Source organism: Pseudomonas syringae pv. coryli str. NCPPB 4273 (assembly GCF_000972175.1).
Lineage (GTDB): Bacteria > Pseudomonadota > Gammaproteobacteria > Pseudomonadales > Pseudomonadaceae > Aquipseudomonas > Aquipseudomonas syringae.
In genome coordinates, this window is the sequence record NZ_AWQP01000008.1 from 1 (window position 1) to 24,078 (window position 24,078).

Here is a 24,078-nt window from a genome sequence, read left to right on the forward strand (position 1 = left end):
TGGACGCTCTGCGTCCTCCCTTGAAGAAGCGGTGCGGCCTGGAGATGTAACGCGCAGCGGCACGAAATGCATCCCCACGCTGGAGCGTGCGCAACGACAGGTGTCCGGCTGCTCCGCGTGGGCGCGACCGTCACACCCGGAAGTGGCTGACCATCATCTGCAGCTGGCCACCGAGGCGTGCCAGTTCGACGCTGGAGGCTGCGGTTTCTTCGCTGGCTTCGGCGGTCTGTTCGGAGACGTCGCGAACGTTGACGATGCTGCGGCTGATTTCGTCGGCCACCGAGCTTTGCTGTTCGGCGGCGGCGGCGATCTGCTGGTTCATCGCCTGGATGCTCGAGACGGTCCGGGTGATGCTCTCAAGCGACGTACCGGCCCTGCGCGTCAGTTCGACACTGCTGTCTGTCAGCGTGCGGCTGCCGAGCATGATGCCCGACACCTGACGCGTGCCATTCTGCAATGCCGACACCAGCCCTTCGATTTCTTCGGTGGACTGCTGGGTACGTTGCGCCAGACCGCGAACTTCGTCGGCCACCACGGCAAAACCCCGGCCGGCTTCCCCGGCGCGCGCGGCTTCGATGGCAGCATTCAGGGCCAGCAGGTTGGTCTGCTCGGCGACCGCCTTGATCACATCCATGACCTTGCCGATCTTGTCACTTTCCTGCTCAAGCACGTTCATTGCGTCAGATGAGCGAACCACCTCGGCGGCCAGTCGTTCGATCTGCTGGATCGCCTCGCCCACGACCTTGTCGCCTTCACGCGCCTGCTTGTCGGCATCGGAAGCCGCCACGGACGCCTGCTCGGCATTGCGCGCCACTTCGTGCACGGTCGCCGACATTTCATGCATGGCGGTGGCCACCTGGTCGGTCTCGACCTTCTGGCTGTTGACCCCTGCACTGGTCTGCTCGGTGACCGCCGACAGCTCTTCGGCCGCGCTGGCAATCTGTGTGACGCCATCGCGTATACCGGAGATCAGTTCGCGCAGGGTTGTCCCCATGCGCTGGATGCCTTGCTGCAAGACGCCCAGTTCATCGCGCCGGGTGACCGCTTCGGTATGGGTCAGGTCGCCGGAGGCAATACGTTCAACGATGGCCAGCGTATCGCGCAATGGGCGAGTGATCTGACGCGTGATGACCACAGCGGCGAGAATGCCCAGCAGCATGACCAACACCACACACCCCATCTGCAGGCTGCGCGCGTGAGCGGTGTCTTCCTTGCCCATCTGCATCTGCAGGCCGTACAACTCTTCGCCCAGCTTGACGATGGTGGCGCCTTGGGTGGTCAGATCCTTGCGCACGCTCGCCGCTGTCTGAGTGGTTGCCTTGAAGGCATCGACCGAGCTGCGGTAATTGCGCAGAGCGCTTTCAAACTGTGCGATCTGTTCGCGATTGGCTGAACCAAAAGCAGCCTTGAGCCTGTCCAGATGACTGATCGCGCTATCGAGCTGCTGGAAGGCTGCTGTCTCGGTCTTGTCGTTCGGATTGCCGGTATAACCGCGCACTTCATAACGCACCAGAACCAGGTCTTGCCGAGCGCTGTTTGCCAGCTGGGCCAGATCGAAGCGTGCCGGGTCAGAAGGATCGATCTGCATGACCGCATTATTCAAAGACTCGACGGCCTGCATCGCTGCTGTGCCATTGGCGGTCATCTCGTTGCGCACTTTGGCCCCGGCCTGGTACGCCGCGCGCATGCTGTTTAGGGATGCTTCATAGTCGCGAGTGACATCGGCCAGTTCGCGCAGCGGCTTGAGGTTGACCGGGTTGTTGAAGCTGACGAGCAGTGATTGCTGCTGCGCCTTGAACACATCCAGCTTGCTTTGCATGTTCTGTGCTGCGGTTTCATCGCCGTCCGTCAGCATGTATTGCAGACGCGCGACTCGCAGAGTGGTCAGGTTGTCACTCAGCCTGGTGATATCGCCGATTCGGTCGGTGCGATAGATGAGCTTGTCGAGGCTGGTCCAGCCAACAAGGGCGAGGACAGCCGTGAAAAAAAGAACGGTCCCAAAGCCCAATGCCAACTTCATGTTGACGCTGATATTCGCAAATCTGCTGCTCATAAAATCTCCTGAAAATGCTTTTTTGTGCGCAACGAAAGAGCTGAGATTTGTTTTTATGGACAGCAAACCCGCGCGCCAGAGCTATCGGCCGCAGAAGAGCAAAACTTGATCGGAAAAAGGCAATCCGCGCGAGCGCGCCGATTAGGGAGGGAAATCGGGGGCTGAGCAGCCCCCGATTCAATCAGGCAGTCAGTTTGAAACGCGCCACGACATTGCGCATGTCGCTGGCGACCCGCGCCAGCTCATCGGCGGTGACCGCATTGTTATCGATACCCAGCATCAACGTCCCGGAGCTGTTACGAATCTCCATGACATTGCGGTTGATGTCTTCGGAGACCGCATGCTGCTGTACGGCAGCACTGGCGATCTGCGTGTTCATCTCGACGATGCGCTCCACGCCCTGACTGATGCTCGACAGGCTGCCCGAAGCATCACTGGCGGCACTGATGCACGCATGAGCCTTCTGCTGGCCGGCCTGCATCTGTTGCACGGCAGCATCGGTCGCACCTTGCAGTTGCTGGATGATGCCGCGAATTTCTTCGGTCGACGCCTGAGTGCGCGAAGCCAGCGTGCGGACTTCATCAGCCACCACGGCAAACCCGCGACCCTGCTCGCCCGCCCGTGCAGCTTCGATGGCGGCATTGAGGGCCAACAGGTTGGTCTGATCGGCAATGGTGCTGATGACCTGGATAACGCCACCAATCGACTGACTGTGCAGGGCCAGCGCCTGGACTTTCTGGGCACTGACTTCCACTTCTTCGGCCAGCGCCTGAATGGTCGAGTGTGCCTGGTGCATGATGCGCAGACCGTTACGTGACGCAGTGTTCGCTTCATCGGCGGCCAGTGCGGCACCTTCGGTGTTCTGCGCCACGTCGGCGACGCTCGCGGTCATCTCGTTGATCGCGGTCGCCACTTGCTCCGTTTCAGCCTGCTGCGCGTTCATCGACTGCTTGGCCAGGCCGATGGATGCGCCCAGCCGGGACGCGACATCAGTCAGTTCGTAAGAGGTGCGGTCCATGTGCGAGATGGAACTGGCGAAGGCGTCGGCCATCAGGTTCAGGCCGTTGGCGATATCCGCCACTTCGTCCTTGCTGACGACCGCTACGCGTGCACTCAGATCGCCCTCGCCCAGACGGCGGGTTACGCCCAGCAGGCTGTCGATGGTCAGGCGCAAGGCGCGGTAGATGCTGCAGAACGCATAGAGCAGCAACAAACCCATAACCACGCACATGGCGATGACGATTTCGCGTTGCAGCACCAGGGCGTCGTAGCGCGTATTCAACTCATCCTGAAGCGCAGTCTGAATTTCGTCCTGAGCCTTGTAGAGGCCCGAGACAACGACGTTGCCGCGCGCACTCAGCGCCTGCCCCTGCTGCACCGAAAACTCTGTGCCTTTTACGTACGCGTGCAGGTCGCCGCGAAAGCTGTCCATCGCTGCAGTAGAGGCAGTGATCGGATCACTGATGCGCGCGGCCAGTTCTGGCGAACGGCGCTTGAGCAGTCGAATGCTTTGCTCCAGCTCCGCACGAAATTGCAGTTCGATCTTCAGCAGGCTCTCCAGCGAGCCAAGCATCGATACACTCAGCCCCTGACCGGTTATCAAACCTGCCGTAATACCGCGGATCTGACCGGCAACGTTGATTTCCCGGGGCATACGGATGGTGCTCAGGTCGATCAGAAACAGCGAGGCGTAATCTTCGTCCAGCACCATGCCCGAGGTAGCCGAGACGTAGTAGATAAAGTTGAGTGTCTGGGCCAGTTGCTCATTCCACTGGGCGAACACTTCATTCTGCGACAGGCCTGGCTTGATACTGTCCATCAGGGAGCGGGTGCTTTCACGCAGGCGCTGTACGCGGTTCTCGGTTTCCAGCTGCTGCCCTTGTCGCGCATCCATGTCGGCAAGGTTAGCAAGAGCAGTCTCGAGCTGAGCGCGGTTGCTGGTTATATCCTGAGCGGCAGAGGCATCGCCGGCCAGCAGACGGTTACTGGCAGCACGCTGGAGCATGGAAAGTCGCAGAACGGGCGTGGTCATTTGAAGGTACTCATGGCCAACGCGCTCTTGCGCGACCGTGTCGATGCTTGCATTCAGGCTGTTGAAAACCCGAAGACCGAGAACGATCAGCGGGATGACGATAATGATGGCTAAAACGGCAAACTTGGCAGGAAAACGCAGGCGGTTGGTCAGGTAGATACCAGGCGAAAGGATGTTCATAGTGTTCTCTTTTTAATTAGGGTGTCCGATCCGGGCGGAAAAGCTCCTTTCTTTGCATCACGGGTAGTACGGGGCAGCTGTGCCGTGCTGAACGAGGTCATCCATTCAGATAGAGGCACATTGACATCACTTGAGAGCAGTGGCCTATCAGGAAGTTCAATGGGTGCTATCGCCTGATACTGGAGCTATCGACCAAGCCACGGTTAACGTGAGGTCAGAATCATCGGGCGAATCGCGGGCGAGAGCGCTTTGCCGGTATGACGCTTGCGGCAGGCATGATTCGAATGAGGGTGTTAAGGTCGATCAGGCTGGAAACAGCCGTTCATCTGACAGTCGGGCGACCGTAGACTTTGCAAAAGGGTAATACCGTCGTGCGGCATCGTGACGCACGACGGTAAGCGTCGTATCGAGGTGATCGAGGGCTATTCAAGCCCTCGCCCACTCCACGTTCGACAGACCGAGCTTTTCAGCCTGAGGCTTGCTCAGCTTCGGCACCGGATCGGAACGGTACTTGGGGATCGCACCGAACCCGGCATCCACTGAAGCCCAGTGCCAGGCCTCTTTATTATCCATGGCGCCTGCCCTTATGTAGAACGTCTTGTAACTGCCATGCAGCAGGTAATCGATACGGTAGTGTTTTTCATCAGCCATTGTGGTGCTCCTGCTTTGTCGACTCGCAAAACAGATCGCAGCAGTTTCAAAAAATTCAAAATATTAATGCCATAATCTAAATGATGTCATGTGGCCACATGTTGATGTATCCTTATAACTGAACTCTAGGGTTTAGTGATTGATAGAGTTTGTTTATAACTGCACTTTTCAGTCTGTTTCCTGTGTAAAACAGTGCCGGCCGCCAGGCCGGTTCAAGCAGGCTTCTCCGCGACGATGAACGAATATTCAACCACGCAAGGGGAATAATAAAATTCTATTGAACTGCCGTTTAAGCACCGTCGGTCCTCTTTAAAAAAGTTAGCAGTAATGATCACGCTCCACAGTGCCTCATAACCTGTGAATGCGTTGAATCGAGCCCATGCACATGGGTTGACGCTTCCCGAGAGATCAAAGCCTGAGGATACGACATGTTCATGTATAACAAGCGACTTCAATATACCGTACGTGTAGCAAGACCCAATCCTGGACTGGCCAACCTTCTGCTTGAGCAGTTCGGCGGGGCTCAGGGTGAACTGGCTGCAGCCGGACGCTATTTCACTCAAGGGTTGAGCGAAGAAGATCCAGGCCGTAAAGACCTGCTGATGGATATCGCCACCGAAGAACTGAGCCACCTTGAAATTGTGGGTTCCATCATTGTCATGCTCAATAAGGGCGCCAAAGGTCAATTGGCTGAAGGCATCGAAGAAGAAGGCGAGTTGTATCGCTCTATCAACGGTAACGGCAATGACTCACATATCACCAGCCTGCTCTATGGCTCCGGTGCGCCATTGACCAACTCTGCCGGCGTGCCCTTTACAGCGGCTTATATCGATACGATCGGCGAGCCGACAGCGGACTTCCGTTCCAACATCGCCGCAGAATCCAGAGCCAAGATTGTTTACGAGCGATTGATGAACGTGACGGATGACCCGGGCGTTAAAGAAGCGCTGGGCTTTCTCATGACTCGCGAAATTGCACACCAGTTGTCTTTTGAAAAAGCCCTGCACGCCATCCAGCCCAACTTCCCGCAGGGCAAACTGCCGGGCATGCCGGAATTCACCAACAAGTACTTCAACATGTCCGGCGAACCCAATGTACGCGGCGCCTGGAATCAGGGCGGTGACTGGGAGTATGTGGAATCGCCACAAGCGGCTGTCGATGGCGGCGATGGTACGGCCTCGGTCACGCTGGATGAAAAAGATACAGAAGTGCTGGAAATGATGAAGGAACGGACCCAGTCCGACCCGGCCGCCAACCCGATTACCGGTGCCGACCTGGGCTCTGGTTTTGTCCAGGGCAAAGACGCCTGAAACGGCAACCCTTGTTTTGATCAGGAGAATGGAATCATGAAAAAACTCAGCTCCAGTCAACCTCTCACGCCCCGCGACCAGCTGGATAGCGCGTTGACCAACAGGGTGTTTGTAAAAGGACTTCGTGCCTTCGAGGCGCAGGCGCTGCTTGCACGCCGAGGCTTTCAAGTGGTGATGGCGACCAAGGGTTTCGGCGTTGGAACTCTGCTTGAAAACGACCTGCCACGTCGATGATCCAACGGATCATCAACGGCACGCGCCTCAACCAATCACTTTGAAAACGTAATGATGGTTTCTCAGCGTTACCCGCATGACGCTCAACAGCGTGTAGATCCCGTCATGCGGTGCAGAGGATTTACTTCTTGGCAGCATCACCGCCATGCGCAGCAGCGAGTTTTTTCGCATGCTCCAGATGCTTCTCCAGCGTAGGCAGCGTTGCCTTTGCAAACGCCTTCAGCTCTGGATCCTTGCCATTCTCGGCCTCTTCCTTGTACAGCTTGATCGCCTGTTCATGCGCGGAGACCTGATTGTTGGCATAAGCCTGGTCGAACGACTTCTCGCGCATCTCCAGAATCATTGCCTTGGCTTTGTCCATCAGCATAGGGTCTTCGGACACTTCAAGGTTCTTGCTTTTTGCGATCGCAGCCAGCTTCTCATTGGAAGCGGTGTGATCCGTGACCATCTGCTTTGCAAATTCCTTCACATCTGCAGAGACACCTTTCTCATCCTGTGCGAGCTTGCCAACCTGAACTTCGGCGATGCCTTTGGCAGAAGCATCTTCTACAAAATCATCAGCGTCCTGAGCAGCAACAGCCATTTGCGAACCTAGCGAAAGCACAACGGCAATGGCGCTCATGCGAAAATAATTGTTCATTTTCGGTCATCCTTTTATGGGCTGAATACGTCATCGTTATCGATGACATGAACGTTACGACCGGCTTCAAATACCTGCGTTCAGCCTTTTTGATCGGACACGGCATACGCCGATGCCGCAGTCACCTGTTGCGGATGTAAACCCGGACCGGCAATGAAATTTTTCCGCACGGCCATCGCCCCCCCTGGAATAGGCACGATCGCCACCTATCGGTACCCGGAAAATTACGCTGAATTTCCCTGTACTGAGGCACTCACTTATCTACGTTGCATAGAAAAACAGAAGCCCCGAATGACCGCGTCAACGTGATGTTCAACTGCCGAGGTACGATTTTCATGACGTCTCTTCAAGTGATGACCGGCGATGCCGTCGTCAAAACCGTCGTTGAAGAAGCCTGTTCAAAAACCGTCTATCAATCATGGATGAATGAACGTGCTCCTGAACATCAACACGATGCGGTCCTGTTTCTGAATCACTGCCTGGCCCTGGCCGAGCGCGAACACTGCGACCTTCCGGCACAGCCTGAAGCGCTTGAACAGTGGATGGAACAGAACGTAGGGGTTGTGGCTGATCAATACGCGCTCTATCTCGAGCAACGCCGCGCCGGAAAACCACGACGGTTTTTCAAGAGCAAAGCGCACGCCATGTATTTCATTCAGCAGGTCGCACCGACCAAAATAGTCGACGGCGCCTGGCTATACGGATTGCTGCCACGCTGGGCAGACTACCGCTTTCATGGCCTGATTCGTACGTACCTTGAGGAACTCGGTGACGGCGAACAGGCGCAGAATCACGTCTCTCTGTACCGGAAACTGCTGGCGGATCTGGACTGCGATACCAGCGCGCCACTGGCAGACGACGCCTACCTGCAAGGCGCCATTCAGCTCTCACTGGGGCAGCTGAGCGAGCAATACCTTCCCGAGGTCATCGGTTACAACCTAGGCTATGAACAGCTGCCGCTGCACTTGCTCATCACATCATTCGAGCTGAATGAACTGGGCATTGACCCTTACTACTTCACCCTGCATGTGACGATCGATAACGCCAGCACCGGTCATGCGCGCAAGGCTGCGCAGAGCGTCCTTGAACTGATGCCTGTCGGCCAGGAGCGCGACGAGTTTTATCGTCGTGTCGCCAGTGGTTATCGCCTCAATGAGCTGGGGATGGGTTCAACTCAGGTGATCCAATCGTTCGACCTGGAGCAGGAAGTGATCGCCATGCTTGAGCGCAAGCGCACGTTCGGTCAGCACATGCATTCCGACTACTGCCGTCTCGACGGCAAGACCGTCAACGAGTGGCTCGCCGAGCCCGATCAGGTCCCGGAATTTCTTGCCGTACTGGAGAATAGGGGCTGGATCAAACGTCACGAAGACCCTCTGCACAGCCGTTTCTGGAAGCTGTTCGAGGGTGCCGGTGCACCGATGTTCGGCGTCTTCAACGGTTATGAAAAGCAACTCGTGCACGATTGGATCGCCGGCGAGTGGCTGTCGGATGGCAGTGCACAACCCACGGTCGGCAAACGGCTTCCTGAAGCCTTTCGCGCGCGCTTTCGCAACCTGCAGGACGGCGCTCAGCCCTCCCCCGCGCTTGCGGTGCCTGCCTCGGCGGATGCTGATCCGGACGTGCGCGAACTGCACATGAAACTGGAATCTGCGCCCGCCTCGGAGAAGATGTCCACGTTGATCGAAAGCATGTCGCCAGCAAGACACGCGACCGCCGCCGGCCTGCACGCGACGCGTCTGTTTGTGAGCAGCATGGCCGAGCGTATGACAGGAGCCCACGCATGAGTCTTCCCCTCCCCGACAGCGCCGCGCTGATTGCCCTGGCGCAGCGCCTTGAGACCAGTGGCTATCGCTTTGTCACGCCCACACCCCTGACTCATCGACACGTCAATCAACGCCCGGAAAATCGTACTGCCGCTTCACTGCGCGATGTGTTCGGCTGGAGCCGGCTGATACCGGAGTCCATGCTGCCGGTCGAAGAGGCTCAAGGGCTGCTGGCGGCCGGTATTCTGGAACGCAAGGAAGACGGCCTGAAAAGCCGGGTGAGATTTTCCAGCCTGGATGATCTGCTGCTGGTGCATTCGGCGTTTCCTACCGCAGATGAAGACTCGGTATTTTTCGGTCCGGATACCTATCGCTTCGCGCAGTCCATCAATCGTTATCTGCAAGGCACGTCGCACCCGATCAACCGCGCCGTCGACATCGGCTGCGGTACGGGCGCCGGTGCCATGTTGATCGCGGTCGCCCGTCCGCAGGCTCAGGTGCATGCCGTCGACATCAACCCCAAGGCGCTGCATTTCGCGCAGACCAATGCCGCGGTCGCCGGGCTGAAGAATATGGAGTGCTGCCACAGCGATATTCTCTCGGGCCTGAGCGGGAATTTCGACCTGGTCGTCGCCAACCCGCCCTACATGAAAGACACCAAGCGCCGCGCCTATCGCCACGGTGGTGATGCATTGGGCGCGGACCTGTCCGTGCGCATCCTGCGCGAATCACTGGACCGCCTCACGCCGGGCGGCTCGCTGGTGCTTTACACCGGCGTGGCCATGGTGGGCGAGCACGATCCGTTTTTCGAGGCGGTGCGCGGCGATATCGATCATGCGGCCCTGGCATGGACCTACCGTGAACTGGACCCGGATGTCTTCGGCGAAGAGCTGCTTGAAGAGGGCTATGAGGACGTGGACCGTATTGCAGCGGTGGAGCTGGTGGTCACCCGACGTCCTGCATGATCGACTGAAATATCATCTTCAATAGTTCATGCTTATAGCGCGCATAAGAACCGAGCATTGGTCAGCCAGTCAGCATCCCGGTGACACTTGCTACGAGCCATCGATCAACACCTTGCTGTTGATCGATGCAGGCTCGTAGCGCACCGAAAAGGATGACGACACATGCCACGCCTGAACAGGATTATCGAAACAGCCCTCTACGTAGAAGATCTGGCGCACGCCAGGGAATTCTATTCCGGCACCCTTGAACTGGAAGTGATGTTCGAAAGCGCGACGCTGGTGGCCTTAAACGTCGGCGGTGTGAGCACCCTGCTGTTGTTCAAGCGCGGCGCGTCACTGCAGACGCAGTACCTGAGCGGCGGAGAGATACCACCCCACGATGCACAGGGCAGGATTCATGTGTGCTTCGCCATCAATGCCGACGAGATGCAACCCTGGGCTGATCGCCTTGCCAGGGCCAGCGTCGCCATCGAAGGCCGTACCGAATGGCCCAAAGGTGGATCGAGCATCTATTTCCGCGACCCTGACGAAAATCTCGTCGAACTCCTCACGCCAGGCTGCTGGGCGATTTACTGAATCGCCAAGGTCACACGTTATTCTGCAAAGGTGGGTCAATAAAGCGGGCAATCGAATGTTGATACGCGAGTGTGCCGTGCCTGAATTGTTATGTTATAACAATTGAGTGTTTTTAACTCAGCCTTCCCTAGCGATCTTCCCACGCCATGATCAAGCCTGTTTCCCAATCCTTTCCAGTCACCACAAAGCACGCCTTGCAGGTCGGTCAGCACGCTTGGCAATGGCTACCGGGTGAGCCGCCCTCGCGGCACGTCACTGTAGGCCCGCGTGTTTGATGCTGGCGCTGGAACGCCTCGCGTGGGCACCGGAACAGACGTCAGTCTGCACGCACGAACACTTTGCCTTGAAGGATATCGACCTGCAGATCGCCGCAGGCGAGTTCGTCGGCCTGATCGGGCCAAACGGCAGCGGCAAGACCAGTCTGCTGCGTTGCGCGTTCCGCTACAGCCGTCCGCACAGCGGCAAGGTCGCCATCAATGCCCGCGATATCTGGTCGTGCAGCCCGCGCTGGTGCGCCCGGCACGTGGCAGTGGTTGCCCAGGAGTTTCCCGATGCATTCGGCCTGACGCTGCTGGATGTGGCAAACATGGGTCGCGCGCCCCATCAAGGGTTCTTTGCCGCAGACAGTGACCACGACCGCGCAATTGTGCAAAACGCGCTGAACGCCGTCGGGCTGGCGGGCTATGAGCAGCATCGGTTCGACACGCTTTCCGGCGGCGAAAAGCAGCGTTGTCTGCTAGCGCGGGCGCTGGTGCAAGAACCCCGATTGATGGTGCTGGACGAGCCCACCAACCACCTCGACCCGCGCCATCAACTGGAATTGCTCGGGCTGGTCAAACAGCTCGGCATGGCCACGCTGGCCAGTATTCATGACCTGAACCTGGCGGCGGCATTCTGTGATCGCCTGTGTGTCATTCATCACGGCCGGCTCATTGCGCAAGGCACGCCCCGGGAGGTGCTGACCCCGGAAATGCTGCTCAACGTGTTCGGCGCCAAGGCGCTGGTCGACAGCCACCCTCTGCGTGACTACCCACGCATCACCTGGATACCCTGACATGAACTGCCTGTCCGCCCGCCTGGCTTTGGCCGCGTTGCTATGCAGCCCGATGGCGCATGCCGCCTACCCCGTCACCGTGCAAAGCTGCGACCGCTCGGTGACGTTCACGGCTGCGCCGCAGCGTGCCGTCAGCAACGATGTGAACCTCACCAAAATGATGGTTGCCCTGGGTTTGCAATCGCACATGGTCGGCTACAGCGGCATCACCGGCTGGAACAAGCCCGACCAGGCGCTGTTGCGCGACCTGGGCAAACTGCCCGAGCTGTCCAGTAAGTATCCGTCTCTGGAAACGCTGCTCAATGCCAACGCCGACTTCTATTTTGCCGGCTGGAACTATGGCATGCGCGTGGGTGGCGATGTCACGCCGCAAAGTCTGGCACCGCTGGGTATCCAGGCCTATGAACTGACCGAATCCTGCGCCCAGATAATGCCCCGCGCCGAGGCGACGCTGGAGGATGTCTACAACGACCTGCTCAATCTGGGTCGGATATTCGATGTGCAGACCCGGGCCGAAACGCTGGTTGCACAGATGCGCCGCAGCGTGAGCGACGTCGAGAAAAGCGTGGCAGGCAAATCGCCGCCGAGGGTGTTTCTGTATGACAGCGGTGAAGACCGGCCGATGACCGCCGGGCGCCTGGCCATTCCCCAGGCGCTGATCAGCGCTGCAGGCGGCCGCAATGTCATGGGCGACGTCGCGGCCAGCTGGACCCACGTCAATTGGGAGTCGGTCGTGCAAAGCAATCCCGAAGTGATCGTCATCGTTGACTACGGCGAAGTCAGCGCTGCGCAGAAACAGCACTTTCTTGAAAGCAATCCGGCACTGCAAGCCGTCGACGCGATCCGCAACCGGCGTTATGTCGTGCTGCCCTATGTGGCGGTGACGCCCGGCATCGACAATGTCACGGCCATCGAGACGCTTGCAGCGGCATTTCATGACGTGAAGCGATGACGCTGGCGCAGTGGCTGACCGAACGGCCGCGTCGTTACCTGGGCCTGTTGATCGCTCTGACGCTTTTGCTGCTGACGTCGTGCCTGGTGTGCATCACCTTCGGCGCGGCCCCCGTGCCCTTGAGCCGGGTGATGGGTATCCTGATGTTCAAGCTCTCCGGTACTGCCGAACACTCACCGCTCTGGACAGCGGGTCAGGAAACCATCGTCTGGCTGATACGCACGCCCCGCGTACTGCTGGGCGCGCTTGCAGGCGCAGGGCTGGCGCTGATTGGCTGTGTTCTGCAAGCCGCGACCCGCAATCCGCTGGCCGATCCGCATTTGCTGGGAGCGACCTCGGGCGCCACGCTTGGCGCAGTGATCGTGGTCATGCATGTGGGCGAAGTGTTCGGCATGCTGACATTGCCACTGGCCGCCTTTGTCGGCTCGCTGGTCAGCCTGTGCCTGGTGCTGTGGCTGGCCAGTCACCAAGGCCGCCTGGACAGCCAGCGCCTGCTGCTCGGCGGCGTGGCCGTGTCCTTCGTGATGATGGCAATCGCCAACCTGTCGTTGTTTCTGGGCGACCACCGCGCCAGTTCCTCGGTGCTGTTCTGGATGCTCGGCGGGCTGGGTCTGGCCCGTTGGGAATTGCTTGCGGTGCCGTTTATCACAGTGCTGTGCGGTTGGGTCCTGCTGCAAGGGCTGGGTCGTTCACTGAACGCGCTGATGGGCGGCGACCAGACCGCCGTGAGCCTTGGCCTGCAAGTGCGCAACGTGCGCCTGCTGGTTTTCCTGATCGCCTCACTGATGACCGGCGTACTGGTCGCCCTGTGCGGCTCCATCGGTTTTGTCGGCCTGATGGTGCCGCACATGGCCAGACGTCTGGTGGGCTCGGAGCATCGACGATTGTTGCCTGTCGCCACCCTTCTGGGCGCATTGTTGATGGTCTGGGTCGACGTCATCTCCCGCACGCTGATCGCCCCCGAAGACCTGCCGATAGGCATTACGACCGCCTTGTTAGGAGGGCTGTTTTTCATTTTCATGATGAAGCGCGGTCAGTAATTGGCAACGTGTTTGCTCCAGGCAAACAGGACTGACCGCGACCCTTCTGGCTACATGACAAACTCGTGTCATCGTTTCTTAACACCTTTATGACATTTATTTTGCGCTGGTTATTTCAGGCTGCCGAGGCACTTGAATACAAACTGGCTCATCCATTCATGTCATGAAGCGGAAGGAGCGGCACTTGAAAGTGACAGTGTTCGGAACCGGTTATGTGGGACTTACCCTTGCCGCCTGCCTGGCGGAAGTAGGCCATACCGTTTGTTGCATGGATGTCGACAGCAAGCGCATTGATGCGCTGCGCGAAGGCATATGTCCGATATTCGAGCCCGGTCTTGGCGAACTTCTGCGCAATGGTCTGGACTGCAAGAGACTAAGTTTCACGACCGATGAAGTACACGCCAGTCGCTTTGCAGAGTTGCTATTCATCGCCGTCGGTACGCCAGCGCAAGCCGACGGCAAGGCGGACCTGAGCCAGGTGCTTGCCGTACTGCATTCGGTGATCAGACACGCCGAGAGCGCCCGGATCATTGTCAACAAATCGACCTCGCCAGTGGGCACCGTCGACCGCCTGCTCGCTGAGATCGCTGCCAGTGCGCGACGCGATGACGGCTTTGAAGTCATCAGCAACCCCGAATTTTTCAAGGAAGGCTGTGCGGTCGGCGATTGCCTGCGCCCGGATCGCATTATCGTCGGCGGGGCCAGCCCGCGGGCGCTGGAGCAGATGCGCGAGTTGTATCAGCCCTTCAGTCGCAACCGCGAGAAGTTCGTGGTCATGGATGCGCGCAGCGCAGAGCTGTCCAAATACGCTGCCAACTGCCTGCTGGCGACCAAGATTTCGTTCATCAACGAGATCGCCAACCTCGCTGAACAAGTAGGTGCCGACATAGAACAGGTGCGGCTAGGCATCGGCTCCGACCCGCGTATTGGCTATGACTTCATTTACCCGGGCTGCGGCTTCGGCGGCTCATGCTTTCCCAAGGACTTGCAGGCGCTGATCGGCACAGCCAGCGAGCACGGCGTGGAAACGGCGTTGCTCAATGCTGTGGAACAAGTCAATCGCCGCCAGAAGCACCGCCTGTTTGAAAATATCCACACGCATTATCGTGGTGATCTCAGGGGCAAGGTCTTTGCCGTCTGGGGACTGGCCTTCAAGCCCAATACCGATGACATTCGCGAAGCCTCCAGCCATACCCTGCTCAAAGCACTCTGGGCAGCCGGTGCCAGGGTTCAAGCGCACGACCCTCAAGCAATAGAAGCGGTCAGGCATCATTACGGCGAGCGAAACGACCTGCAGCTGGTGCAGTGCAAGCAGGATGCTCTGGAAGGCGCAGACGCTCTGGTGGTGGTGACCGAATGGCAGGACTACCGCGTGCTGGATCTGGACGCGCTCGGCGAAAAGCTCGGTGATCGCGTGGTGTTCGATGGCCGCAACCTGTTCGACCCGTCGCAACTGCGTGAAGCGGGCTTTACCTACTACGGCATTGGTCGTGGCCGGGCGACTCCGCCATGACGGTACTGGTAACAGGTGCTGCGGGGTTCATCGGCTTTCATGTCGCCAGGCGTCTGTGCGAACTCGGTGTGGAGGTCGTCGGTATCGACAACCTCAACGATTACTACAGCGTCGAGCTCAAGCAATCGCGCCTTGCCATACTGCAGCGCCTGCCAGGTTTCACGTTCCACAGGCTGGACATCACCGATGCCGAAGGTCTGTCCGCGCTCTTCGCGCAAAATGGCTTCGAACAGGTCATTCATCTGGCGGCGCAGGCCGGTGTGCGTTATTCGCTTGAACAGCCGAATGTTTACGCCCAATCCAATCTGGTCGGCTTTATCAACGTGCTTGAGGCCTGTCGGCAGTATCGACCCGCGCACCTGATCTACGCGTCGAGCAGCTCGGTGTACGGCGCCAATACGCGCATGCCGTTTCAGGTAGAGGATGCCGTCGACCGGCCGCTGTCGCTGTATGCCGCCACCAAGCGCGCCAACGAACTCACCGCCTACAGCTATTGCCACTTGTACGGCCTGCGCGCCACAGGGCTGCGCTTTTTCACCGTCTACGGCCCCTGGGGCCGGCCGGACATGGCGCTGTTCAAGTTCACAAAAGCCATGCTCGCTGGGCAGCCTGTGGATATCTACAACCACGGCGAAATGGCGCGGGACTTCACCTACATCGACGACATTGTCGAAAGCATCCTGCGCCTGCGTCTGCTGCCGCCCGTTGCAGTTGGCAGCGAGCCGCCCCATCGACTCTTCAACATCGGCCGGGGTCAGCCCGTCAAGCTGCTGGAGTTCGTCGATTGCCTGGAGGCCGCGCTAGGCCTGCGCGCCGAGCGGCGCTACCTGCCCTTGCAAGCGGGCGACGTGCTGCAAACCTGGGCTGACGTCAGTGCGCTGAGCCAATGGATCGACTTTCAACCGCAGGTCTCGGTCGACACCGGCGTCAGGGCCTTCGTCGACTGGTATCGGGAGCACTATCAGGCCCGGATCTGTGCGCCACTTCAATAACAAGGACTTCCATGACCACGCCCACTTTTCTCTCCGTCGTGATCCCGGCCAAAAACGAAGCCGATAACCTGCCCAGCCTGATAAAAGAAATTTGCACAGCGCTGGACGGGGAACGCTACGAGATACTGGTCGTTGATGACGGCAGCACAGACGACACCTTGAAAGTGCTGACGCACCTCAAGGACAGCGGGCTGACCGTGTTGCGGATCCTGCGCCACGAGCGATCACTCGGGCAGAGCACCTCGGTCTATCACGCAGCACTGGCGGCCAACGGCACCTGGCTGGCGACCCTGGACGGTGACGGTCAGAACGACCCGGCGGACATTCCAGGTATGTTGGCGCTGGTACGCGCTCACGCAACAGGCTCCGGGGCGATTCAGCTGGTGGCCGGTCACCGGGTGAATCGGCGCGATACCGCCAGCAAACGCTGGGCCTCGCGCTTTGCCAACGGCTTGCGCAGCCGGCTTCTCAAAGACTCGACTCCAGACACCGGGTGCGGCCTGAAACTGATCGAGCGAGCCGCGTTTCTGCGCCTGCCGTACTTCGACCATATGCACCGGTTCATTCCAGCGCTGATTCAGCGACATAACGGCCGTATGGTCACGCACCCCGTCAACCACCGTCATCGCCAGGCCGGCGTGTCCAAGTACGGCAACCTGGACCGCGCGCTGGTCGGCATTCTTGATCTGGTCGGCGTCTGGTGGCTGATCCGCCGCACTCGGCTGGATGTTCAGGCACAGGAACTGCGGTCATGAAGCCGGACAACGAGACCTTCTGGCTGATCCTCGGCTTTGTCGGGCAGGCCGTATTTACCGGCCGCTTTGTCCTGCAATGGCTGTACAGCGAATTCAAGAAGCGCAGCATCATCCCGGTGGGCTTCTGGTACCTGAGCATGTTGGGCAGCACGATCCTGCTGGCCTACGCCATTTATCGACAGGACCCGGTCTTCATCGCCGGCCAGGCCTTTGGTCTGCTGGTGTACATGCGCAACCTGCAGCTGATCAGCCGACAGGCCAAGACACCTGAGGAGCAATGACGGTGCGAACTCACCTTTCGCCTCGCCTCGAGGGATGGCTACTGGTCGCGCTGGCCGTTTTACTGGTCGGGGGCGGCCTGGGCTTGCGTCTGCCGCAGAACGTGGATGAAGAGCGTTTTCTCGGCGTTGCCCTGGAAATGCTGCAGAACGGCTCATGGTTCGTCCCCCACCGGGCCGCGGAGATCTATGCCGACAAACCGCCGCTGTTCATGTGGGCGACGGCATTCTTCATTTGGCTAACGGGCAGCCCGAACATCGCGCTGTACCTGCCCGGGCTGCTCTCTGCAGGCGCAACCACAGCAGTCCTCTACGATCTGGGCACCCGCCTGTGGAACCGACGCATCGGTCGGTACGCCGCCTTGTTGTTCCTGGCGACCTATCAAACCTACAGCATCCTGCGCACCGGGCAGATCGACAGTTTTCTGTGCCTGTGGATTGCGCTGGGCTTCTACGGCCTGGTTCGCCACGTGTTGCTCGGGCCGGCCTGGGGCTGGTTCTATTTCAGCTGTGCGGCCATGGGCCTGGGCATTATCACCAAGGGCGTCGGTTTTGTTCCCGCGTTGATGTTGATCCCTTACGCCTATGCCGCGCGTAAAGATTGGCACGGTGTGGTGGCCATGCCTGGACAGGCCGCGCGCTGGGCGCTGGGTCTGCTGGTGTTATTGCTGGCCTGCTGTCTGTGGCTGGTGCCGATGATTATCTCGGTCGTGCGTGACGGCGGGCCGGAAGGGTTTGCCTATGTGCAGGAAATACTCTTGCGCCAGACGGCCAATCGCTACGCCAGCGCCTGGGACCACCGCGAGCCCTTCTGGTATTTCTTCGTCAAAGTCATCCCGCAGTACTGGCTGCCGCTGATGTTGGTGCTGCCCTGGCTGATCCCGGCCTGGCGCCGACAGTTGAGCAAGCACGACGGCCGGGTTCTGGTACTGCTCGGCTGGGTGTTGCTGGTACTGCTGTTCTTCAGCCTCTCCAGTGGCAAACGCAAGATCTACATCTTTCCGGCGCTGCCCGGCCTGGTGCTGGTAGCGGCCCCCTTGCTGCCCTGGCTGTTGAAACGCTGGTTCCATGACCGCGTCAGGGCTCGGCGAATCGTCCCGGTGGTGGTGGTTGTCTGGCTTGGTCTGTGGTTCGCCAGAGGGTTCGTCGAACCCGTAATAGAGGGCCAAAACCCACACAAGGAACTGATGGAACAGGCCGCCTACGTCACGCAAGGTGCCGATCTGGTGCTGGTCAACTGGCGCGAGGGGCACTGGCTCTATGCACGCCAACCCATTGTGCATTTCGGTTTTGCCAAACCGTCGGCAACCGAACAGGCCGCCCGCTGGCTAAGAGAACATCCCGGCACCTTTGCGCTGGTGCCAGGCGAGCAACTGGCCAATTGCTTCTTGCCGGAAAAAGCCCGGCCGCTGGGTCAGACCTCAAGAGCTGACTGGTTCATCGTCGATGCCGATGCCGACAACGGCCTGTGTAAACCGGAAAGTCCGATGCAGGCCTATCGCTTCGCCTGGCAGCAAAATGTTGATTAATCCCCCGCCCAGCCGCCCAACACGCGGGAGTGCCTGACGCCATGCAGCTGGAAACGATCAAGGCAAAGCGCCTGACGTGGTCGAACGTCGCACGAAGGCAGGTATCACTCGCACAACTCGTGCTGAGTGTAGGTGCTCTCGGGCTGCTGATCCTGGCCTATGCCGTGTCGACACATTTTCAGGTCCAACAACAGCTGTATCAGTACGGTCGCACCTGGTTAAAGGGCAATACGGCAGCCGACAAGAATATCTGGCTGCCGGATTTCCATGTGGTTATCGACGCCAAACCACTTGCCCCGGACGTCGCCAATATCTCCGGGATCACCTACGACTACGACAATGACCGACTGCTGGCAGTGACCAACAAAGGCCCCATGCAACTGCTGGCGCTGAACGCGAACGGCGACATAATCGACCGCTACCCATTGATCGGTTTCGACGACACAGAGGGTGTGGCTTATCTGGGCAACGGTCGCATCGTGCTGTGCGATGAAGATCTCCAGCAACTGGACATCATCACGTTGCCGACGCAAGCACGCCCCATCCACGTCGAAGAAGCTCAGTTCATTGCGCTACTGATCAACCCCAGTATTCATAACAAGGGATTCGAAGGCGTAACCTACGATCCCGCCAACGACCGCCTGTTCGCGATCAAGGAGCGCGATCCACGGCAGATGTTCGAGGTTTCCGGCGTCCTGCGCTCCATCGATCAGGGCCGCTTGCAGATCAAAATTGCCGACCGGCTGGACTGGATCACGAAAAGTGTCGCTGCACGCGACCTTTCAGACGGCTACTACGACCCGCGAACCGGCCATTTGCTGCTGCTCAGCGATCAGTCGCGCTCGATCACGGAACTGGACAGCAAGGGACGATTCGTCAGCATTCGATCACTGCTGGGTACCTTCTCCGACCTCAAGCACAGCGCCCCCCAACCCGAAGGCCTGACCATGGATCGTGCAGGCAACCTGTACGTCGTCAGTGAGCCGAATCTGTTTTACAAGTTTTCGAAAGTGCCGGAATAGGTAGTTAAGAAACCCGGTCTTGAGGGTGACTTTCGGGGAGTGGGGGCAGGGTCTGTTTTGGGAGTATCGCTGGTCGAGTTGATCAGCGAGTTGCGAGGGTTTATCCACAGGGTGTGGTTTTGAGTTTTGAAAAGCCAAAACCTCACCCCTGTGGATAACTCACTCCACCGTCACAGACTTCGCCAGATTCCGCGGTTGATCCACATCCGTCCCCTTCAACACAGCCACGTAATACGAAAGCAACTGCAGCGGGATGGTGTACAGAATCGGTGCCAGGGCATCGATGATGTGTGGCATGGCGATGACGTGGGTGCCTTCGCCGTTCTTCATGCCGGCCTGCTCGTCTGCGAATACGATCAACTCGCCACCGCGTGCGCGCACTTCCTGCAGGTTGGATTTGAGTTTCTCCAGCAGTTCGTTGTTTGGTGCGACGGTGACGACTGGCATGTCGGCATCGACTAGCGCCAGCGGGCCATGCTTGAGTTCGCCGGCCGGGTAGGCTTCGGCGTGGATGTAGGAGATCTCTTTGAGCTTGAGCGCGCCTTCCATTGCCACCGGAAACTGTGCGCCGCGCCCGAGGAACAGGGTGTGGTGCTTCTCGGCGAACAGTTCGGCGATTTTCTCGACCGTGCCATCCATTGCCAGCGCTTCGCCGAGGCGGGTTGGCAGGCGACGCAGTTCTTCGACGAGTTGCGCTTCGACGCCCTCCTCCAGAGATCCCTTGACCTGACCCAGCGACAGGGTCAGCAGCAACAAGGCGACCAGCTGGGTGGTGAAGGCTTTGGTCGATGCCACGCCGATTTCCGGACCGGCCTGGGTCAGCAGGGTCAGGTCGGACTCGCGCACCAGTGAGCTGATGCCCACGTTACAGATCGCCAGGCTGGCCAGAAAGCCCAGTTCCTTGGCGTTGCGCAGCGCTGCCAGGGTGTCGGCGGTTTCACCGGACTGCGAGATCGAGACGAACAGGGTGTCCGGCTGAACCACCACCTTGCGATAGCGGAACTCGCTGGCCACTTCGACCTGGCAAGGGATGCCGGCCAGGCCTTCAAGCCAGTAACGCGCGACCATGCCCGCGTGGTAACTGGTGCCACAGGCCACGATCTGAACGTTGCGTACTTTGGCGAACAGCTCGGCAGCCTGTGGACCGAATGCGTGGACCAGCACTTGCTGCTGCCCCAGACGGCCTTCGAGGGTGCGCTGTACGACCTTGGGCTGCTCATGAATTTCCTTGAGCATGAAGTGGCGGTACTCGCCCTTGTCGGCGGCTTCGGCGCCTTCGTGGTATTGCACCACTTCGCGCTCGACCGACACACCGTCGACGTTCCAGATCTGCACGCTGTCGCGACGGATCTCGGCGATGTCGCCCTCTTCCAGGTACATGAAACGGTCGGTGACCTGACGCAGCGCCAGTTGGTCGGAGGCCAGGAAGTTTTCACCCAGGCCTATGCCGACAACCAGCGGGCTGCCACTGCGGGCTGCCAGCAGGCGATCCGGCTGCGCGGCATTGATGACCGCAAGCCCATAAGCACCGTGAAGTTCTTTCACCGCAGCCTTCAGGGCAACCGCCAGATCGGCGGTGTCCTTGAGCTTGTGGTGCAGCAGATGGACGATGACTTCAGTGTCAGTATCGGATGCGAAGACGTAACCCAGGCCTTTCAGCTGTTCACGCAACGCTTCGTGATTCTCGATGATGCCGTTGTGGACAACTGCCAGCGTGTCGGCCGAGAAATGTGGGTGGGCGTTACGCTCACACGGGGCGCCGTGGGTTGCCCAACGCGTGTGGGCGATGCCCAGACGGCCGATCAGCGGCTCGCCGGCAAGTGCCTGTTCCAGCTCACTGACCTTGCCGGAGCGACGACGGCGCTCAAGGAAGCCCTCGTTGCTGAAGACTGCCACGCCCGCGCTGTCATAACCGCGGTATTCAAGGCGCTTGAGGCCTTCGAGCAAAATGGCCGTGATATTACGTTCAGCAACGGCGCCGACGATTCCACACATGGTTATCTCCTAGCTGACAGCAGCACAAATCAGATTGATGCCGCGGGCCTGTATCTGATCGCGTGCCTCACTGGACAGGCGATCATCAGTAATAAGGGTGTGGATACTGCTCCAGGGCAGTTCCAGATTGGGGATCTTGCGACCGACCTTGTCGGCTTCGACCATGACCACCACTTCCCGGGCGACTTCCGCCATGACCCGGCTCAAGCCCAGCAGCTCGTTGAAGGTGGTGGTGCCGCGCACCAGATCGATGCCGTCGGCACCGATGAACAGCTGATCAAAGTCGTAAGAGCGCAGTACCTGCTCCGCGACCTGCCCCTGAAAGGACTCCGAGTGCGGGTCCCACGTTCCGCCCGTCATCAACAGGACCGGTTCGTGTTCCAACTCGGTCAGGGCGCGCGCAACATGCAGGGAATTGGTCATGACCACCAGGCCGGGTTGCTGGCCAAGCTCAGGAATCAATGCCGCCGTGGTGCTACCGCTGTCGACGATGATTCTGGCGTGCTCGCGAATTCTGCAAACCGCAGCGCGGGCGATGGCCTGTTTGTAACGGGAAACCGGCTGACTGCCATCGCTTATAAGCTCATGGGGAAGCGACACTGCACCCCCGTAGCGGCGCAACAGCAGACCGTTGGTTTCAAGCGCAGCCAGGTCCTTTCGAATCGTAACTTCGGAAGTTTCAAAGCGTCTGGCCAAGTCGTCCACACTGACTTCACCTTGCTCGTTGAGCAGGGCGAGAATGTTGTGGCGACGTTGTGGTGTATTACGCTTCGACATGACTGCCTTAAGTTTCGTTTCGAAAGATAACGAAGGCAATCAAAACCTATTTTTGGGGTTTGGTCAAGGTTTCGGGATGAGGCGGCGCAATTTCTATCGGATACTCGTGACACCGGCTTTTGAGCCTGGGGTTTGACGCGGAGCGTCAAGAACGGCATTACAACGCTGGAGCGTGAGGAACGAGAGGTGTCTGACGGAACGCTCGTACCCATGCTCCGCGTGGGTATGCGGTTCTGGACGCTTTGCGTCCTGGCTTGATTGTCACGTGTGGATAGTTATGGACGCGTGCCAATGTTGAACATTGGCACGCGGGTGATCAGGGGCTGTAGATAACTCAGTCTTTCCTGATTTTCACCGGCCGCTTCCAGCCTTCGATGTTGCGTTGGCGGGCGCGGGCCACGCCGAGTTGTTCTGCAGGCACATTCTGGGTGATGGTCGAACCGGCTGCAGTCGTCGCTCCGTCCAGGATATCCACAGGCGCAACCAGAGAGTTGTTGGAACCAATGAACACGTCTGCACCCAACGTCGTCTTGTGCTTGTTGGCACCATCGTAGTTACAGGTGATGGTGCCGGCGCCGATATTAGTACGTGCGCCGACCTCGGCGTCACCCAGATACGTCAGGTGGCCGACCTTGGCACCCTCGCCCAGGTTCGCGTTCTTGAGCTCGACAAAATTACCCACATGCGCCTTGGCACCCAGCACGCTGCCTGGTCGCAGACGTGCAAACGGACCTGCATCACTGCCCTCACCCAGAATCGCGCCTTCGATGTGGCTGTTGGCTTTAACGACGACGCCCTTGCGCAGGGTGCTGTCCTTGATGACGCAGTTCGGGCCGATGACCACGTCATCCTCGATCACGACCTTGCCTTCGAGAATCACATTGATATCGATCAGCACGTCGCGCCCGACAATGACTTCACCGCGCACATCGAAGCGCGCAGGGTCGCGCAGGGTCACGCCAGCCGCCATCAGACGACGGGCTTCACGCATCTGGTAATGACGCTCCAGCTCGGAAAGCTGCTTGCGATCATTGGCGCCCTGCACTTCCATCGCGTCGTGGGGCTGCTCTGTGGCAACCACCAGGCCGTCATTAGCCGCCATGGCGATCACGTCGGTGAGGTAATACTCGCCCTGGGCATTGTTGTTGGACAGCCGCCCCAGCCAGTCAGCGAGATGAGCGGCAGGCACCGCGAGAATTCCGGTATTGCCTTCGGTGATAGCCTTCTGCGCGTCGCTCGCGTCCTTATGCTCGACGATGGCACAGACACGATTCTGATCGTCGCGAACGATACGGCCGTAACCGGTCGGGTCATCCAGCGTAACGGTCAGCAGACCCAGTTGCTGCGGATTGACCAGTTCGAGCAGGCGCGAAAGCGTTTCCACTTCGATCAACGGTACATCGCCATAAAGAATCAACACGGTGTCAGCCGTGAGCGCGGGCAGCGCCTGAGCAACCGCATGGCCGGTACCGAGTTGCTTGTCCTGCATCACGAAATTCAAGTCATCGGCTGCCAGCTGTTCACGCACGGCATCAGCGCCGTGCCCGATCACGACGTGTATTCCACTTGGGGATAACTGACGTGCGCTGTGGATAACATGACCCAGCATGGAATTGCCGGCCACGGGGTGCAGAACCTTCGGCAGCGCGGAACGCATCCGGGTACCTTGGCCAGCAGCGAGAATAACGATATCGAGAGACATGATAGGACTACCAACTGAGCGGCAACCGGACCGAAGACGGGCTGACTTGAAAGAGGAAATCT

Annotated in this window: 21 protein-coding genes and 1 pseudogene; 14 read left to right on the top strand and 8 right to left on the bottom strand. The window is 59.0% G+C overall.

Annotated elements, in window-relative coordinates; all coding sequences use genetic code 11:
• Nucleotides 1-130: 130 nt before the first annotated feature.
• The 4 genes and pseudogenes from P406_RS30120 to P406_RS05780 form a co-directional block, all read right to left on the bottom strand.
• Complete coding sequence (locus tag P406_RS30120) at nt 131-994, bottom strand: methyl-accepting chemotaxis protein (protein WP_370737590.1); 864 nt, start codon at nt 992-994, stop codon at nt 131-133.
• A gap of 39 nt (nt 995-1,033) precedes the next feature.
• Nucleotides 1,034-2,053, bottom strand: a pseudogene (locus P406_RS30125) (methyl-accepting chemotaxis protein); the annotation flags it as partial.
• Nucleotides 2,054-2,234: 181 nt separating this feature from the next.
• Nucleotides 2,235-4,265 carry a methyl-accepting chemotaxis protein gene (locus P406_RS05775; protein WP_046235636.1) on the bottom strand — a complete coding sequence of 677 codons (2,031 nt, stop codon included), beginning with the start codon at nt 4,263-4,265 and terminating at the stop codon, nt 2,235-2,237.
• 426 nt (nt 4,266-4,691) lie between these two features.
• Nucleotides 4,692-4,916, bottom strand: a complete 225-nt coding sequence (locus P406_RS05780) for a DUF6555 family protein (protein ID WP_003316018.1) — start codon at nt 4,914-4,916, stop codon at nt 4,692-4,694.
• A gap of 428 nt (nt 4,917-5,344) precedes the next feature.
• Between P406_RS05780 and P406_RS05785 the strand changes: the two genes are divergently transcribed.
• Both P406_RS05785 and P406_RS05790 read left to right on the top strand, forming a co-directional pair.
• Nucleotides 5,345-6,226 carry a manganese catalase family protein gene (locus P406_RS05785; protein WP_003340229.1) on the top strand — a complete coding sequence of 294 codons (882 nt, stop codon included), beginning with the start codon at nt 5,345-5,347 and terminating at the stop codon, nt 6,224-6,226.
• Nucleotides 6,227-6,262: 36 nt separating this feature from the next.
• Nucleotides 6,263-6,460 (top strand): hypothetical protein, encoded by a 198-nt coding sequence (locus tag P406_RS05790; RefSeq protein WP_046235637.1) that lies wholly within the window; start codon nt 6,263-6,265, stop codon nt 6,458-6,460.
• A gap of 121 nt (nt 6,461-6,581) precedes the next feature.
• On the opposite strand, the gene P406_RS05795 is transcribed toward P406_RS05790, so the two are convergent.
• Nucleotides 6,582-7,100, bottom strand: a complete 519-nt coding sequence (locus P406_RS05795; RefSeq protein WP_046235638.1) for a DUF4142 domain-containing protein — start codon at nt 7,098-7,100, stop codon at nt 6,582-6,584.
• 335 nt (nt 7,101-7,435) lie between these two features.
• Between P406_RS05795 and P406_RS05800 the strand changes: the two genes are divergently transcribed.
• The 12 genes from P406_RS05800 to P406_RS05855 all read left to right on the top strand — a co-directional run bounded on the left by P406_RS05800 (nt 7,436) and on the right by P406_RS05855 (nt 19,542).
• Nucleotides 7,436-8,887 carry an iron-containing redox enzyme family protein gene (locus P406_RS05800; RefSeq protein ID WP_046235729.1) on the top strand — a complete coding sequence of 484 codons (1,452 nt, stop codon included), beginning with the start codon at nt 7,436-7,438 and terminating at the stop codon, nt 8,885-8,887.
• Nucleotides 8,884-9,831: a N5-glutamine methyltransferase family protein gene (locus P406_RS05805; RefSeq protein WP_046235639.1), complete on the top strand. Its 948-nt coding sequence runs from the start codon at nt 8,884-8,886 to the stop codon at nt 9,829-9,831. Before P406_RS05800 ends, P406_RS05805 begins: the two co-directional genes overlap by 4 nt.
• Nucleotides 9,832-9,993: 162 nt before the next feature.
• A complete protein-coding gene (locus tag P406_RS05810; protein ID WP_046235640.1) occupies nt 9,994-10,407 on the top strand; it encodes a VOC family protein in 414 nt (137 codons plus the stop codon).
• Between the two features lie 274 nt (nt 10,408-10,681).
• Nucleotides 10,682-11,461, top strand: coding sequence for an ABC transporter ATP-binding protein (locus P406_RS05815; RefSeq protein ID WP_032697422.1), 780 nt, complete (start codon nt 10,682-10,684; stop codon nt 11,459-11,461).
• Between the two features lies 1 nt (nt 11,462).
• Entirely contained in the window at nt 11,463-12,413 is a 951-nt protein-coding gene (locus P406_RS05820; protein WP_046235641.1) for an ABC transporter substrate-binding protein, read from the top strand.
• The gene (locus P406_RS05825; RefSeq protein WP_003408238.1) at nt 12,410-13,453 is read left to right on the top strand and encodes a FecCD family ABC transporter permease; all 1,044 of its coding nucleotides are present in this window, start codon (nt 12,410-12,412) and stop codon (nt 13,451-13,453) included. Before P406_RS05820 ends, P406_RS05825 begins: the two co-directional genes overlap by 4 nt.
• Nucleotides 13,454-13,637: 184 nt before the next feature.
• Nucleotides 13,638-14,966, top strand: coding sequence for a UDP-glucose dehydrogenase family protein (locus P406_RS05830; protein ID WP_046235642.1), 1,329 nt, complete (start codon nt 13,638-13,640; stop codon nt 14,964-14,966).
• Nucleotides 14,963-15,958 carry an NAD-dependent epimerase gene (locus P406_RS05835; protein WP_046235643.1) on the top strand — a complete coding sequence of 332 codons (996 nt, stop codon included), beginning with the start codon at nt 14,963-14,965 and terminating at the stop codon, nt 15,956-15,958. Before P406_RS05830 ends, P406_RS05835 begins: the two co-directional genes overlap by 4 nt.
• Before the next feature lie 11 nt (nt 15,959-15,969).
• Entirely contained in the window at nt 15,970-16,713 is a 744-nt protein-coding gene (locus P406_RS05840; protein WP_046235644.1) for a glycosyltransferase family 2 protein, read from the top strand.
• The gene (locus P406_RS05845; RefSeq protein WP_003367870.1) at nt 16,710-16,994 is read left to right on the top strand and encodes a lipid-A-disaccharide synthase N-terminal domain-containing protein; all 285 of its coding nucleotides are present in this window, start codon (nt 16,710-16,712) and stop codon (nt 16,992-16,994) included. The genes P406_RS05840 and P406_RS05845 overlap by 4 nt, the downstream gene beginning before the upstream one ends.
• Nucleotides 16,991-18,520: an ArnT family glycosyltransferase gene (locus P406_RS05850; RefSeq protein WP_046235645.1), complete on the top strand. Its 1,530-nt coding sequence runs from the start codon at nt 16,991-16,993 to the stop codon at nt 18,518-18,520. The genes P406_RS05845 and P406_RS05850 overlap by 4 nt, the downstream gene beginning before the upstream one ends.
• A gap of 41 nt (nt 18,521-18,561) precedes the next feature.
• A complete protein-coding gene (locus P406_RS05855) occupies nt 18,562-19,542 on the top strand; it encodes an SdiA-regulated domain-containing protein (RefSeq protein WP_046235646.1) in 981 nt (326 codons plus the stop codon).
• Between the two features lie 159 nt (nt 19,543-19,701).
• Here the strand turns inward: P406_RS05855 and glmS are convergent, their stop codons facing one another.
• The 3 genes from glmS to glmU all read right to left on the bottom strand — a co-directional run bounded on the left by glmS (nt 19,702) and on the right by glmU (nt 24,016).
• The gene (gene glmS, locus P406_RS05860; RefSeq protein WP_046235647.1) at nt 19,702-21,537 is read right to left on the bottom strand and encodes a glutamine--fructose-6-phosphate transaminase (isomerizing); all 1,836 of its coding nucleotides are present in this window, start codon (nt 21,535-21,537) and stop codon (nt 19,702-19,704) included.
• Between the two features lie 9 nt (nt 21,538-21,546).
• Nucleotides 21,547-22,314: a DeoR/GlpR family DNA-binding transcription regulator gene (locus P406_RS05865; RefSeq protein ID WP_003315962.1), complete on the bottom strand. Its 768-nt coding sequence runs from the start codon at nt 22,312-22,314 to the stop codon at nt 21,547-21,549.
• A 334-nt stretch (nt 22,315-22,648) separates the two neighbouring features.
• Entirely contained in the window at nt 22,649-24,016 is a 1,368-nt protein-coding gene (glmU, locus tag P406_RS05870) for a bifunctional UDP-N-acetylglucosamine diphosphorylase/glucosamine-1-phosphate N-acetyltransferase GlmU (protein ID WP_016569378.1), read from the bottom strand.
• Nucleotides 24,017-24,078 lie beyond the last annotated feature (62 nt).

Excerpts from the sequence above, each read along its gene's own strand:
- P406_RS30120 (WP_370737590.1), bottom strand. The coding sequence starts at position 994 with ATGGGGACAACCCTGCGCGAACTGATCTCCGGTATACGCGATGGCGTC.
- P406_RS05775 (WP_046235636.1), bottom strand. The coding sequence starts at position 4,265 with ATGAACATCCTTTCGCCTGGTATCTACCTGACCAACCGCCTGCGTTTT.
- P406_RS05780 (WP_003316018.1), bottom strand. The coding sequence starts at position 4,916 with ATGGCTGATGAAAAACACTACCGTATCGATTACCTGCTGCATGGCAGT.
- P406_RS05785 (WP_003340229.1), top strand. The coding sequence starts at position 5,345 with ATGTTCATGTATAACAAGCGACTTCAATATACCGTACGTGTAGCAAGA.
- P406_RS05790 (WP_046235637.1), top strand. The coding sequence starts at position 6,263 with ATGAAAAAACTCAGCTCCAGTCAACCTCTCACGCCCCGCGACCAGCTG.
- P406_RS05795 (WP_046235638.1), bottom strand. The coding sequence starts at position 7,100 with ATGAACAATTATTTTCGCATGAGCGCCATTGCCGTTGTGCTTTCGCTA.
- P406_RS05800 (WP_046235729.1), top strand. The coding sequence starts at position 7,436 with ATGACGTCTCTTCAAGTGATGACCGGCGATGCCGTCGTCAAAACCGTC.
- P406_RS05805 (WP_046235639.1), top strand. The coding sequence starts at position 8,884 with ATGAGTCTTCCCCTCCCCGACAGCGCCGCGCTGATTGCCCTGGCGCAG.
- P406_RS05810 (WP_046235640.1), top strand. The coding sequence starts at position 9,994 with ATGCCACGCCTGAACAGGATTATCGAAACAGCCCTCTACGTAGAAGAT.
- P406_RS05815 (WP_032697422.1), top strand. The coding sequence starts at position 10,682 with ATGCTGGCGCTGGAACGCCTCGCGTGGGCACCGGAACAGACGTCAGTC.
- P406_RS05820 (WP_046235641.1), top strand. The coding sequence starts at position 11,463 with ATGAACTGCCTGTCCGCCCGCCTGGCTTTGGCCGCGTTGCTATGCAGC.
- P406_RS05825 (WP_003408238.1), top strand. The coding sequence starts at position 12,410 with ATGACGCTGGCGCAGTGGCTGACCGAACGGCCGCGTCGTTACCTGGGC.
- P406_RS05835 (WP_046235643.1), top strand. The coding sequence starts at position 14,963 with ATGACGGTACTGGTAACAGGTGCTGCGGGGTTCATCGGCTTTCATGTC.
- P406_RS05840 (WP_046235644.1), top strand. The coding sequence starts at position 15,970 with ATGACCACGCCCACTTTTCTCTCCGTCGTGATCCCGGCCAAAAACGAA.
- P406_RS05845 (WP_003367870.1), top strand. The coding sequence starts at position 16,710 with ATGAAGCCGGACAACGAGACCTTCTGGCTGATCCTCGGCTTTGTCGGG.
- P406_RS05850 (WP_046235645.1), top strand. The coding sequence starts at position 16,991 with ATGACGGTGCGAACTCACCTTTCGCCTCGCCTCGAGGGATGGCTACTG.
- P406_RS05855 (WP_046235646.1), top strand. The coding sequence starts at position 18,562 with ATGCAGCTGGAAACGATCAAGGCAAAGCGCCTGACGTGGTCGAACGTC.
- glmS (WP_046235647.1), bottom strand. The coding sequence starts at position 21,537 with ATGTGTGGAATCGTCGGCGCCGTTGCTGAACGTAATATCACGGCCATT.
- P406_RS05865 (WP_003315962.1), bottom strand. The coding sequence starts at position 22,314 with ATGTCGAAGCGTAATACACCACAACGTCGCCACAACATTCTCGCCCTG.
- glmU (WP_016569378.1), bottom strand. The coding sequence starts at position 24,016 with ATGTCTCTCGATATCGTTATTCTCGCTGCTGGCCAAGGTACCCGGATG.